The organism is Streptosporangium roseum DSM 43021, from assembly GCF_000024865.1.
Classification (GTDB): domain Bacteria; phylum Actinomycetota; class Actinomycetes; order Streptosporangiales; family Streptosporangiaceae; genus Streptosporangium; species Streptosporangium roseum.
In genome coordinates this window covers 5,726,553-5,739,110 of sequence record NC_013595.1, presented here as the reverse complement: position 1 = coordinate 5,739,110, position 12,558 = coordinate 5,726,553, and the positions used below count along the sequence as shown (strand labels likewise).

At 71.0% G+C, this 12,558-nt stretch carries 10 protein-coding genes; 8 read left to right on the top strand and 2 right to left on the bottom strand.

What is annotated here, in order from left to right:
- Positions 1-35 precede the first annotated feature (35 nt).
- Together SROS_RS25165 and SROS_RS25160 are read left to right on the top strand one after the other, a co-directional pair.
- Positions 36-950, top strand: coding sequence for a TIGR03619 family F420-dependent LLM class oxidoreductase (locus tag SROS_RS25165; RefSeq protein ID WP_012891727.1), 915 nt, complete (start codon positions 36-38; stop codon positions 948-950).
- A gap of 259 nt (positions 951-1,209) precedes the next feature.
- A complete protein-coding gene (locus SROS_RS25160) occupies positions 1,210-2,346 on the top strand; it encodes an epoxide hydrolase family protein (RefSeq protein WP_012891726.1) in 1,137 nt (378 codons plus the stop codon).
- Positions 2,347-2,685: 339 nt separating this feature from the next.
- Here the strand turns inward: SROS_RS25160 and SROS_RS46190 are convergent, their stop codons facing one another.
- A complete protein-coding gene (locus SROS_RS46190; RefSeq protein ID WP_012891725.1) occupies positions 2,686-5,601 on the bottom strand; it encodes a S8 family serine peptidase in 2,916 nt (971 codons plus the stop codon).
- 156 nt (positions 5,602-5,757) lie between these two features.
- Between SROS_RS46190 and SROS_RS25150 the strand changes: the two genes are divergently transcribed.
- From SROS_RS25150 to SROS_RS25135, 4 genes are all read left to right on the top strand, one after another.
- Complete coding sequence (locus tag SROS_RS25150; RefSeq protein WP_012891724.1) at positions 5,758-6,756, top strand: helix-turn-helix domain-containing protein; 999 nt, start codon at positions 5,758-5,760, stop codon at positions 6,754-6,756.
- Between the two features lie 212 nt (positions 6,757-6,968).
- Positions 6,969-7,772, top strand: a complete 804-nt coding sequence (locus SROS_RS25145) for an inositol monophosphatase family protein (RefSeq protein ID WP_012891723.1) — start codon at positions 6,969-6,971, stop codon at positions 7,770-7,772.
- Positions 7,773-7,860: 88 nt separating this feature from the next.
- On the top strand, positions 7,861-8,700 hold the full coding sequence (locus SROS_RS25140) for a phosphotransferase enzyme family protein (RefSeq protein ID WP_012891722.1): 840 nt from the start codon (positions 7,861-7,863) through the stop codon (positions 8,698-8,700).
- A gap of 210 nt (positions 8,701-8,910) precedes the next feature.
- Complete coding sequence (locus SROS_RS25135) at positions 8,911-9,513, top strand: class I SAM-dependent methyltransferase (protein ID WP_012891721.1); 603 nt, start codon at positions 8,911-8,913, stop codon at positions 9,511-9,513.
- A 17-nt stretch (positions 9,514-9,530) separates the two neighbouring features.
- Here the strand turns inward: SROS_RS25135 and SROS_RS51710 are convergent, their stop codons facing one another.
- Positions 9,531-9,827 (bottom strand): hypothetical protein, encoded by a 297-nt coding sequence (locus SROS_RS51710; protein ID WP_043652891.1) that lies wholly within the window; start codon positions 9,825-9,827, stop codon positions 9,531-9,533.
- Between the two features lie 265 nt (positions 9,828-10,092).
- Between SROS_RS51710 and SROS_RS25125 the strand changes: the two genes are divergently transcribed.
- Both SROS_RS25125 and SROS_RS25120 read left to right on the top strand, forming a co-directional pair.
- Positions 10,093-11,031 carry a sulfite exporter TauE/SafE family protein gene (locus tag SROS_RS25125; protein WP_012891720.1) on the top strand — a complete coding sequence of 313 codons (939 nt, stop codon included), beginning with the start codon at positions 10,093-10,095 and terminating at the stop codon, positions 11,029-11,031.
- A gap of 351 nt (positions 11,032-11,382) precedes the next feature.
- The gene (locus SROS_RS25120) at positions 11,383-12,210 is read left to right on the top strand and encodes a TSUP family transporter (protein WP_012891719.1); all 828 of its coding nucleotides are present in this window, start codon (positions 11,383-11,385) and stop codon (positions 12,208-12,210) included.
- Positions 12,211-12,558 lie beyond the last annotated feature (348 nt).

Below are 12,558 nucleotides of genomic sequence, written 5' to 3'. Positions count from 1 at the left end.
TTCCGCGCCAAACGGCTTATCACTGGAGTATAGGAATGGATCTTCCACGCGTCGGCGTCAGCCTGCCGCACGTCGGCCCGTACGCCGGCCCCGACGCCGTCGTCGCCGTGGCCCAGGCGACCGAACGGCTCGGATTCCACGCCGTGTCCGCCAGCGAACGGCTGCTGACCCCCGCCGGACCGCACTGGAGCAACGACGCGGGCCTGCCGGAGTCTTATGCCTGGGACTCGCTGGAAATGCTGACCTGGGCGGCCGCGCACACCCGGCGGATCCGCGTGTGCACCAGCATCCTGAACTCGATCTTCCAGTCGCCCGTCATCCTGGCCCGCAGGCTCGCCACGCTCGACCAGCTGTCTCGGGGGCGGCTGGACGTCGGCATCGGTCAAGGCGGCGGCACCCGGGAACCGCCGTTCTACATCCCCGAGGAGTTCATCGCGGCGGGCGTGCCGGCCAGCCGCAGAGGCGCCGGATTCGTCGAGCACGTGGCCGCGATGCGGGCCTGCTGGGGTCCCGACCCGGTCGAGTTCCACGGCGAGCACTACCGGATTCCGCCGTCCCTGGTCGGCCCGAAGCCGTGGGGCAGCACCATTCCCCTGCTCATCGGCGCGACGGCCCGCCGCACCATCGAACGGGCGGCCCGCATCGGGGACGGTTTCGTCACCGTCGGGGTCGACTGGGACGACACCCGTGCACAGGTCCGCTGGTACCGAGAGGCCGGCGGCACCGGCACCGTCGTGGTGAACACGATCCCGGTCCCTCCCGGCGCCCCGGTTTCTCCCACCGTCTTCACCGACGCCGTGCTGAGCGACCTCGACCGCATCGCGGCCGTCGGCGCCGACGAGATGCACATCGCGCTCCATCTTCTGCCCGCCCGCCCGGAGCAGCAGGTCGAGCTGCTGGAAGCGCTCGCGGCCAAGCTCGGCCTGCCCACGTCCTCGGCGGCGCCGTAGAACCGGCCCGGACTCAACCGCCTGACGGCCCCTCCGGCCGGTTCGACGCGGGCCCGCTCGCGCGTACGGCCGGAGGGACCGGCCCGGCGATCCCGGCCAGGCGCCGCGGACGAGCGGGAACCGCTCTGCCAGGGTGCAGCGGTCCGTGACGGCCAGGGGGTCCCGCAGGAGGGACAGCAATCCGAGGACTCCGACATGCTTCATTCTGGCCCGCATCCTAGGGCCGAACCCGTCCTAGCCGGCTCCTAGTGTCCAGGGCATGGCGAAAATCAACCCGTTCCGCATCGACATCCCGCAGGCCGACCTGGACGACCTCCGCGACCGCCTGGCCCGTACCCGCTGGCCGGACGAGCTGCCCGGCACCGGCTGGTCGTACGGCGTCCCGTCCTCGTACGCGAAGGAGCTGGCCGAATACTGGCGGACGGCGTACGACTGGCGGAGGCAGGAGGCGGCGCTCAATGAGTACCCGCAGTTCACCACCGAGATCGACGGCCAGAACATCCACTTCCTGCACGTCCGCTCTCCCGAGCCGGGCGCGCTTCCGCTGATCCTCACGCACGGCTGGCCCGGTTCGATCGCCGAGTTCATGAAGGTCATCGGCCCGCTCACCGACCCCCGCGCCCACGGCGGCGACCCGGCCGACGCCTTCCATGTGGTGGCGCCCTCCCTCCCCGGCTTCGGGTTCTCCGGCCCCACCCGCGAGACCGGCTGGAACCTGCGCCGGGTGGCCCGCGCCTGGGCCGAGCTGATGAGCCGCCTCGGCTACGACCGGTACGGCGCCCAGGGAGGCGACACCGGCTCGGTGGTCTCTCCCGAGCTCGGCCGCGTCGCCCCGGACAGCGTCATCGGCGTCCACGTCAACGGCGCTCTGGGCTTCCCGACCTTCGAGCCCGACGAGCTGGAGGGCCTCTCGGAGGCGGAGCAGGCCCGGCTGGCCGTCTACTCGGACGGGGACCGCTCGGGCTACGCCATGATCCAGGCCACCCGCCCGCAAACGCTGGCCTTCGGCCTGCACGACTCTCCCGCCGGTCAGCTGACCTGGATCGTGGAGAAGTTCAAGGAGTGGACCGACCCCGCTCACGACCTCCCCGAAGAGGCGGTGGACCGCGACCAGATGCTCACCGACGTCACCATCTACTGGCTCACCGGCACCGCGGGGTCGTCCGCCCGCCTCTACAAGGAGGGCGCGGCCGACTGGGGCCGGCCGAGCGAGAAGTCAGATGTTCCCACCGGGGTGGCGGTCTTCCCGGGCGACCCCGGGATCCGCCGCGTCGCCGAACGCGAGCACAACGTGGTCCACTGGTCGGAGTTCGACCGAGGCGGCCACTTCGCCGCGATGGAAGCACCGGACCTGCTGGTCACCGATATCCGAGCGTTCTTCCGGCTGGTCCGCTGACCTGAGGCGAGGGCCGGTCTGCACACGGCCTTCACGGCCTTCACGACCTCCCCGCGGATCGCGAAGGGTCCGGACCAGGTCCAGCCGGGCGACCGCCTCCGCGTCATGAAGCCGGTAGCCCCCGCTCGATCTGTGGGCCGGTTTCAGACCGTCGGCTGACTCGGCCGCTCCGTTCACGGGCCGCCTCACCCCTGCCCGGGTTCGCCGCGGGTTCCGGTGGTGCGTGTCCGGATGCCCCCCGCCTCGCCCCTGGAGCCGGCTCCAGGTCAACGGGGGGACACACGCGAAGCGGGCCGCTCCCCGGAGGGAACGGCCCGCGTCGGATCGGGTCGGGTCGGGTCAGTTGATCGTCACGATCGTGCCGGCCTCGTTGGGGTACTCGATGTAGCCGGTCGCCGTCCGGTCAGGCTGGCCGGACCAGGTGGCCGTCAGCGGGAACGCCGTTCCCGGCGTGACCTTCGGCTTGTCGGGCGTCACCGTCAGCGCGCCGGACCCGGAGTCGGCGCCCACGACGTTGATCTGCGTGCTGAACGGCGTCTCGGCGCTCCCGAAGGTGAGCACGAACAGGGTGTACTTGCCGGGCCTGGGGTTGGCCAGGACCGCGCGGTAGTCCTCCCACGAGGTGACCCAGGCCAGGCCCTGCTGCGCGCCGCCCTCGGTGTAGCCGAGGATGGCGCCGACCTCCGTCTCGGGGTCACCGGGGATGAGCTTGAAGGAGACGGCCTTGGCGCCTTCGGGCACGACGACGGAGACTTCCTTGCCCCAGATGTCGCTGGGGTTCACGGTGCCGGGCACCGGGTCGGCGGAGACGGGGCCGTAGGTCTTGACGGGGAACTTCGACACGCCGGGGGTCACGTCGAAGGTGAGCGAGCCGTTCGAGCCCGCGCCCTTGACCTCGGCGGGCGCCTTGGCGCTCAGCGGGGTGACCATCACGGGGCTGCGGACGGCGGTGTTCTTACCCTGCCAGGTCAGCGAGCCGACGATGGCGTCGCCGCCGGTCTGGCGCGTCATCTCCATGGAGACGGTGAACTCCTTGGTCTCACCCGCCTTCTTGAAGACCAGGGTGGAGGGCTTGACCTTGGTCTTGATGCCCGGCAGGTCGACGGCCGCGTGGTAGACGCCGGGGGTCAGCGCCGTGACCTTGCGGGTGACGGTCCGTGAGCCGAACAGGGCGCCGACCGCGATGCTGGGGTAGTTCAGGTCGCTGGTGGCGACGGGCGCGGCGCCGGTGCCGGTCTTGACGCCCAGCCCCTCCAGGTACCCGTACCAGTCCTGGGCCGCGGCGTCGTAGACCAGGCCGGGCTTCAGCATGCGGGCGGGGTCGACGTGACCCGAGCCCTGCGCGAAGAGGTCGGGCGTCTTGGTGTCGTAGGCGGTGGTCATCATCGCCGACTTGACGGCGGCGGGCGACAGGAGCGGGTCCGTGCCCAGGTACAGGGCGGCCAGGCCGGCGATGTGCGGGGTGGCCATCGAGGTGCCGGAGTAGAAGTCGAAGTCCTTGCCCTGGTTCCCGGGGGGCGCGACGGCGGCGAGGATCGACACGCCGGGGGCGGCGATGTCGGGCTTGATCAGGTCGCCGTTGTTGCTGAGGGAGGGGCCGCGCGAGGAGAAGCTGGCGACCTGCGGGTATTCGGCGCCCTCGGTGGAGGAGGCGGGGAGCAGCGTCACCGTCGCGCCGGGGGTGGCGGCGTAGGCGAGGACCTTCTCGGTGTCGGGGGTGTTGATGTGTACGGTCGGTACGGCGTGCACGTCGGCGCCGGTGTCCTGGTCACTGGGGTTTCCCAGCACCATGCCCACGCCGCCGGCGCGCTTGACCTCGGCGGACTTGTCCACGCGCGGGGTGACGCCGCGCACGCAGTAGATGACCTTCCCGGCGGCCTTGGCCGGGTCCAGCGACCCCTCCGCGCAGATCTGGGCGTCGGAGTCGGAGGCGGCGGCGTTCTTCACCGACACCGAGGTGGCCAGCGGATTGGGCCCGAACGGCGCGCTGACGGTGGTGCTGGCGCCGCGGAAGGTGCTTCCGTCGCCCAGCCGCACGTCGGCCAGATAGGGCGCGACGGTGCTCGCGGCGACGGTGGTCGTCCACGGGGCGGTGTTGTCCAGGGTGGAGGCGTCGGGTCCGGAGTTGCCGCCCGCGGTGGCGACGAAGATGCCGGCGTCCGCGGCGGCCAGGAAGGCCAGCTGGACCGGGTCGTCGGTGGAGGACTCCGTCGAACCGCCGACAGAGTAGTTGATCACGTCGACGCCGTCGGCGACGGCCTGGTCGATGGCCTCGATGATGTCGGAGGTGTAGCCGGTGCCTCCGTCCGGGCCTTCCCACAGCGCCTTGTAGACGGAGACGGCTGCTCCGGGCGCGACGCCGGAGATCTGGCCGAAGTCGATGCCGTTGGCGGTGGCGGGGACGGCGTGGTTGCCCGCGGCGGTGCCTGCGGTGTGGGAGCCGTGCCCGCCCCGGTCGCGCGGCGAGGCGTACTCGCCGGTGGCGGCGGGGTCGTTGTCCTTCAGCCAGGCCTTGCCGAAGTACCTGGCGCTCACCAGCTTCTGATTGCACAGATCGGCGGTGAACTCCGTGCCGGTCTCGCACAGGCCGGTGAAGGTGGAGCCGTCGGCCTTCTTCATGACCGTGGCCGTGCCCTGGCGGTAGGGCCGGTAGGGGTCGGCGGCGGTGGGCGCCTCGGTTCCGAGCGCGGGTCCGGCGAAGGAGGGGTTCTCCGGCCAGACGCCGGTGTCGATGACGCCGACCACGATGCCCTTGCCCGCCTTGGCGGTGCCGCCGAGCGAGGCCCATATGCCCTTGTCACCTGACAGGCCGAGGAAGTCGCTGGAGTTTCGGTCGTCCAGAGCCTTGCGCAGGGTGTCCTGGACGACGGACACGACGCCGCCGGTGCGGTGCAGCTTGAGGGCCTGAGCGGGGGTGAGCTCGGCGACGAAGCTGTTGGAGGCGACGGAGTTGTGCCGCTGCGCGGTCGCGCCGACGCTGCGGGCGGTCTCGTCCTGGCGCTTGGTCAGGTGCTCGCGGTAGCGCTTGGCGCCGGCGCTGACCGTGTCGACCTTCTTGCCCTTGCCCGGCTTGGTGGCGGCGAGGCCGTCCACGCCGCCGCCGTAGGTGGCGAGCGGCTGACCGGCGAGGGTGACGATGTAGGCGGAGGGGGTGCCTGTCGCAGCGGGTTCGGCGAGCGCCGGGGCCGCGGCGGAGGTGACCGCCAGTGCGGCGGCGAGCGCCATGGCGCTGTAGACGCGGGGGTTGCGGGACATTGCTCCTCTTGAGGGGGATGAGGCTGCCACCCGCCCGGCCAAGATCGCCGGAGGGGCCGGTGAGCAGTCAACGGCCTGCGAGGATCCCTTGTCGAGATATGGTTATGACATTTTCGGCCATATGGCCAAAAGGGACACGATTCGGTCAGGTGGTACGTGGAGGAGCAGCGGGTTCTCGGCGGGGTGGGGGTCGCGGAGTTCGACGAGCGGGTGTACCGGTTGCTGCTGAGGCAGCCGAGCCGCCGCACCGCCGAGCTCGCCGCCGCCCTCGGCGTCGCCTCCTCGCGGGTACGGCTCGCGCTGCGCCGGCTGACCGAGGCGGGCCTGCTGCGCAGGACCGGCCCTGGCGGCTACGAGCCGGTCTCGCCCGAGGCGGCGCTCGGCTGGCTGGTGGACAGGCACCGCCTGGAGGCGGAGGCGAGCCTGGCCAGGGTGCGCACCACGGTGGGCGATTTCGCCCAGCTCTACCACTCGGGCCGGATGTGGGTCGCGCCCGCGGGCGTGGTGGAGATCCTCTCCGGCGAGGACGCCGTCAAGCGGCAGATGACCGAGCTGGCCCGCTCGGTCACCACCGAGCTGCTCTGCTTCGACAGCCCGCCGTACCTGGGCCGCCCCGACTCCTCCCACGACACCAACGAGTCGGAGCTGGAGGACACCAGGGAACTGCTGGCCCGCGGCGTGGACATCAGGGTGGTGTACTGCCCCGGCTCGCTCGACAGGCCGGGCCGCATGGAGACCCTGCTGCGCCTGGCAGAGGAGGGCGAGCGCTCCAGGTTCCTGCCGCGCCTGCCGTTCAAGCTGCGCATCGCCGACCGGAGGGTCGGGCTGCTGCCCCTGGTGGACGGCGTCTACGACAACATCGCGCTGCTGCACCCCTCGCGGCTGCTGGACGCGCTCATCGAGCTGTTCGACGTCTACTGGGAGCGTGGCCAGCCGCTCACCGGCGACTCCCCACCGGCGGACGGCAGGCCCGCCGAGGAGGACCTGCTGGTGCTGCGGCTGCTGAACTCGGGGCTCAAGGACGAGGCCATCGGCAGGCACCTGGGCGTCAGCGCCCGCACCGCGACCAGGAAGATCGCCGCGGTCGTGGAGCGGCTCGGCGTGACCACCAGGTTCCAGGCGGGCGTGGAGGCGGCGGCGCGGGGCTGGCTCTGACCTTCGGCGGGGGAGTAGCCCGGGAGGCGCGGCTCAGTGCTCACGTCACAGGTCCTCTTCGAGGGAGCGCTCAGCCCAGGCGGTGAGGCTGTCGCCGGCCGGGCAGTGCTCGCGGCGCCGCCCGCGTGGCTCGGCGAGCGGCCCGCGCCGCTGCGGTTCACCGGGACGCCCCGGTCCATGCGGGCTTTTCGGCATCAGGCAGGATGACGGGCATGCTCGACGATCTCGCGCTCGCTCAGCGAGCCGCCATCGCTGGTGCCACGGTAGGAATGCGGTACTTCGCGCACGTTCAGGATCTAGCCTGGGAGCAGAAGGTGGACGGCTCGGTGGTGACCGAGGCGGACCTGGCCGTGGAGGAGGAGGTGCGCCGCGTGCTGCTTGCCGAACGGCCGGCTGATGCCTTCATCGGGGAGGAGACCGGCGAACTGGGGCACGGACGGCGTCGGTGGATCTTGGACGGCATCGACGGGACGCTCGTCTTCGTCCAGGATGATGACCGCTGGCAGACGCTGATCGCGCTGGAGGAGGACGGCCAGGTGGTCGTGGGCGTGGCGATCGTGCCGGCGCAGGGCAGGTTGTGGTACGCCGCGCGCGGCCACGGCGCATTCGTCGCCGACCTCGTGGACGGTCAGGTGAGGGGCGAGCGGCGCCTCGGAGTCGGGGAAGAGCCCGCGGCACTGAGCTCGTGCCGGGTAGGCGTGCTGCCTCCCGTCGAACTGGTTCCCGCGCGCTATCGGGCCGAGGTGGACCGGTTGGCCGGCGCTGTGGTGACGGCCGACTGGTCCGCGCACGCCGCGCTGCTGGTGGCCTCCGGCGAGCTTGACATGGCGGTGCAGGTAGGCGGCAAGGTCTGGGACTACGCGCCGCTGTCGTTGATCGTGACCGAGGCCGGCGGACGGTTCAGCGGGGATGGCGGCCAGAGCCATCCGGTGACCGGTACGGCGGTGTTCTCCAGCGGCGAGACGGTGCACAACGCCGCGTGCGAGGTCCTGGTGGCCGGCGCTGCCACGGTCTGACTCACGGGTGGGGCTGCTCGAGGACCGCGCGACGGGGCTGCTTTGATGACAGGTCCCGCATGTCGACGACCACCAACAGAGGGGCCTCATGACCGATCCGAACCGTGACGCCGGTCATCCCGATGAAGAGCCGCTGGTGGGTGACGGCGTCACACAGGGAATCGTGCGGGTGGGAAACACCGTCCGCCGCCCGGTCCGGCCCTTCACCCTGACGGTTCAGGCCTACCTGGCGCACCTGCGCGCCGCGGGCTTCTCGGCCGCCCCCGTCCCGCTCGGCCTCGATGACGAGGGCCGCGAGGTCCTCTCGTTCATCCCCGGCGAGGTTCCCCGTGAGCCCCTCCCGTCCTGGACCGCGGGCGAAGAGGTCCTGATCGAACTCGCACGGCTCATCCGCCGCCTGCACGACGCCGCCCAGGACTGGGTGCCGCCCGCGGACGCGGTATGGGGAGGACTCCCCGCAGCGCAGATCACGACCTCAACCCCCGATGGCCGGCCCCTGCTGGTCAGTCACCGCGACTACTGCCCCGGCAATGTCGTCTTCCGCGGCGACCTGCCCGTCGCTCTCATCGACTTCGACCTCGCCAAGCCCACCACGAGGGTCGACGATCTCGCCAACGCCCTGTACTGGTGGGCGCCTCTGCTGCATCCGAAGGACAGGGCGCCCGCCTTCGTCGACCTCGACATCCCTCACCGTGTCGCGGTGTTCGCCGACGCCTACGGCATGACCGCGACCCAGCGCCATGCCCTGGTCCCCGCGGCCACTCGCATGATCGGCCGTTTTCACGTCAACATGCGCGCCGCCGCCGGAGCCGATCCCGTGTTCAGGCGTCTGTGGGACGGAGGCGTGAAGGATCGGCTCCCGCGCGCTGAGGCCTGGATCCACGACGAAGGGCCGGCCATCACCGCGCGGCTCACCGTCACCGGCTGAGGCGGCGCTCCTCGGGCGGGCCCGTGAGGATCCTTCCAGCGGGGGAGGGGAGGGGCGTACTTCGAAGTGCCGCTGTAGCGCGGTCGTCTTCTCCGAAAGGCGCCGCGGCTGAGCGTGACCGCTGATCGGGGTGGTTGGGGCAGGAGCGTACGGCTTCCGGCCGGCGCAGCCGTACCGGCCGGCAGCGCCTGCGTCCGGCAGGATGATCACATGACGGTGAAGAACGGCAAGCGGTGGAACCACAACATCCATTACCACCCCCGCATCCTGCGCGCGGTCCCCGATGGCGCCCAGCGGGCCCTCGACGTCGGCTGCGGCGAGGGCATGCTCGCCCGCGGACTCCGGCAGGCCGTGCCGCATGTCACCGGCATCGATCTCGACGCGCCCAGCATCGGCCAAGCCCGCGAGCACCCGGACGACGTCGACTACATCCTCGGTGACTTCCTCACCCACCCCTTCACGCCCGCCTCGTTCGACGTCGTCGCGTCGGTGGCCACCCTGCACCACATGGACGCCGCCGCCGGGTTGGCCCGCATGCGCGAGCTGCTGCGCCCCGGCGGCGTCCTGGCCGTCGTCGGCCTGGCCCGTAGCACCATGCCCAACGACCTGCCGCGCGACCTGGCCGGCGTTGTCGTCGGCGCCCTCCATCGCGCCATGAAGGGCCACTGGGAGCATCCGTCCCCCACGGTGTGGCCGCCGCCGGTGACGTACCCGCAGATGCGAGCGTTGGCCGCCGAGATCCTGCCCGGCTCCCGGTATCGCCGTCACCTCCTGTGGCGTTACAGCATCACCTGGCGCAGACCACAGGACTGAGCAGGTGCTCTGTCGGGCTACGGCCCTTTCTGGCGTATGAAGAAGCACCTGGCCGAGATCTGGAACGCCGAGGACGTCGACCATGCCCACCGCACGGTGCCGACCAGGTCGATGAGCACGATCAGCGGCAGCAGGAATGCTCCGCCCAGCAGGCTGAGGATCATCACCGCCGCGGTGACCTCCCGCAGCTCTCGCCCGGATAGCGGCTGAGGGCTGCGCGGGCTCCGGCGCGGGGCGCTGCGGCCGGCGAGCAGGAACGGGTGGCCGCGTCCGTCCAGGGACGGTCGCAGGCCGCGGGCGAGGGCGGCCGTCATCTGTTCGGAGGGCTGTGGGCCGGGTCCGTGTGCGAGATCCCCGTGTCAGGGAGAAGTAGGGCGAGCGCATCGAGATCCTGGGCTTGGCGTTCGATCCCCGCTGGATGGCCCCGGCCCCCCTGGGTGGGCGGGGCCCTCTTTTCCGGCGGCTTTCCCCGGCGTCCGGATACCGAGACGGGTGCTCGAAATGTGACTTGACTGATCCAGGAGCCTAATAAACGATAATTCCAACTTACAAAGTAGGAAACATTGGAAAGGGGATGTCGTGCGCGCACTCATCCTGCTCGGGCTGGTCGGCCTGCTGGCCCAGCTCGTCGACGGCAGCTTAGGCATGGCCTACGGCGTGACCTCTACCACCCTGCTGCTCGCCATCGGAACCAACGCCGCGGCCGCCTCCGCCACCGTGCATCTGGCCGAGATCGGCACCACGCTCGCCTCCGGCATCTCGCACTGGCGCTTCGACAACATCGACTGGAAGGTCGTCGCCAAGATCGGTATCCCCGGCGCCGTCGGCGCGTTCGCCGGCGCGACGTTCCTGTCCAGCCTGTCGACCGAGGTCGCGGCCCCGATCATGTCGATCATCCTGCTGACGCTGGGCGCGTACATCCTGGTCCGCTTCACCGCCTTCGGCCTGCCCCGAGGCAATCTGGGCAAGCCGCTGCGCAAGCGCTTCCTGGCCCCGCTCGGCCTGGTCGCCGGCTTCGTCGACGCCACCGGCGGCGGCGGCTGGGGCCCGGTCGGCACCCCGGCCATCCTGGCCAGCGGCCGCATCCCCCCGCGCAAGGTGATCGGCTCCATCGACGCCAGCGAGTTCCTCGTCGCCATCGCCGCCAGCCTCGGCTTCCTGGTCGGCATCGGCTCCGAGAACATCAACTTCGGCTGGGTGGGCGTGCTGCTGCTCGGCGGCGTGATCGCCGCCCCGATTGCCGCCTGGCTGGTACGCCACATCCCGCCGCGCATCCTCGGCTCGGCGGTGGGCGGCGTCATCATCCTTACCAACGTCCGCACATTGCTGCGCAGCGACTGGATCGACGCCTCCGGCGGCGTGCAAACCATCGCCTACATCGCCATCGCCGTCATCTGGGCCGCCGCGATCGCCTACTCGGTGCGCGAGTACCGCCGCGACAAGGCCAACGAGTCGGTCGAGGCGATCGAGGCCGAACTGCGGCGCCGCGCGGCCGATGAGGAGACTGCCCCGGCTTGATCGGACCCTGTCCTCCTCCCCTGTCCGCGCACCGCCCCCGAGAGCCGCACCTGCCGGGGGGCGCCTCGTCGCCGAAGCGAAGCCCGGCAGCTGCCGGACGCCGACACGGCCCGCGCGATGTGATCACTGCGATCGCCAAGGGACATGTTGTGATTACTGCGGTCGCCAAGGGACATGTTGTGATTACTGCGGTCGCCGACGGACATGTGGTGCACCGCTCGGATCGCCGTCCCGGCGCTGTGCGCCTCGCTGGGCCGCCTGTGCGCTGCGCGCCTTACCATGGCGCCGTGATTCGCATGCATGCGCACGACAGGGCCGGCCCCATCGCCCGGGCGGCGGTGGGAGCCGTGGATGGGTGAGGTGACGCTGGCCGTCATCGCGGGATTCGTGGTGGCGCTGCTGGGCACCGCGGTCGGCGTGTCGGGCGCGGTGTTCCTGCTGCCGGTGGAACTGAGCGTGCTCGGTGTGTCCGGACCGGCGGTCAGCGCCACCAATCTGCTGTTCAACGTCATCTCCACCCCTGCCGCCCTGCGGCGTTTGCGGATCAAGGCAGAGCCCTCATCACCACGATCGGGCACCGACCACGCTGGGATGGTCGCGGCCGTGTGTGTACCCGCGGCCGTGCTCGGCGCCTATGCCAGGGTCAGTGTTCTGGCCGATCCCGGTCGATTTCGCCTGCTACTGGTCGCCGTCCTGCTCCCATTGGGAGTGAATCTGTTGATGCGCAGCGTGCGCGGCACCAGGAAGACCTGGAGGCAGGCCCGCGAGCCGATGGGGGAGGGGCGTGTGAGGCTGTTGGCGGGGCTGGCTTTCCTCACCGGGTGCATCGGCGGCGTGCTGGGGATCGGCGGTGGTTCGCTGCTGGCACCCGCCCTGGTCGGCCTGGCCTGCTGGCCGGTGCGCCGTACGGCCCCTTTGGCCTTGACGGCCACGCTGTCGACCTCGGTGACCGGGCTGGTCGCCTACACCCTGCTGGATTTCGCCGATATCGGCGTGGCGCCCGCCGCGCCGTTCTGGGACATCGGCCTGGCCCTGGGCCTTGGTGGGCTCGGCGGCGCATCGGCCGCCTCCGCGCTGCAGCACCGCCTGCTCCAGCACCGCCTCGGCGAACGCCTTCTCACCGCCCTGCTGGGCGCCATCGCCACCACGACCGCGATCAGCTACCTCCTCAGAGCCTGACCTCCGCGGCGAGGTCGCAGCCACCAAGCGCCGGGCGGACCCGGATCCGTCCCCATGATTGCCAAATCCGCAGCGTCAAATTACGGTAAACCCACCAAATGGGTCGAGAAATGGGAGTATCTCTTGGGGGCGCGTCATCATCTGTCAGGGCGGCAGTCAGAACGCCGGCCTTCGACACCCTCGACGACCGCACCCCGCCGATCCCCTCACGAGGTGCGCGCCCAGACCTGCCGCCCGTCTCGCTGGCCGTCCCGCGGGCCTGCCGCACGCCGTGGAGAGCAGCCCACTTCTCACCCGCGAACGGGCTCCTCCGGTGCGCACACTCACCTCCGTACGGTGAACGTTCAA

What these genes read in the sequence shown, in the direction of transcription:
- SROS_RS25165 (WP_012891727.1), top strand. Translation starts at nt 36, where the DNA reads ATGGATCTTCCACGCGTCGGCGTCAGCCTGCCGCACGTCGGCCCGTAC.
- SROS_RS25160 (WP_012891726.1), top strand. Translation starts at nt 1,210, where the DNA reads ATGGCGAAAATCAACCCGTTCCGCATCGACATCCCGCAGGCCGACCTG.
- SROS_RS46190 (WP_012891725.1), bottom strand. Translation starts at nt 5,601, where the DNA reads ATGTCCCGCAACCCCCGCGTCTACAGCGCCATGGCGCTCGCCGCCGCA.
- SROS_RS25145 (WP_012891723.1), top strand. Translation starts at nt 6,969, where the DNA reads ATGCTCGACGATCTCGCGCTCGCTCAGCGAGCCGCCATCGCTGGTGCC.
- SROS_RS25140 (WP_012891722.1), top strand. Translation starts at nt 7,861, where the DNA reads ATGACCGATCCGAACCGTGACGCCGGTCATCCCGATGAAGAGCCGCTG.
- SROS_RS25135 (WP_012891721.1), top strand. Translation starts at nt 8,911, where the DNA reads ATGACGGTGAAGAACGGCAAGCGGTGGAACCACAACATCCATTACCAC.
- SROS_RS51710 (WP_043652891.1), bottom strand. Translation starts at nt 9,827, where the DNA reads ATGACGGCCGCCCTCGCCCGCGGCCTGCGACCGTCCCTGGACGGACGC.
- SROS_RS25120 (WP_012891719.1), top strand. Translation starts at nt 11,383, where the DNA reads ATGGGTGAGGTGACGCTGGCCGTCATCGCGGGATTCGTGGTGGCGCTG.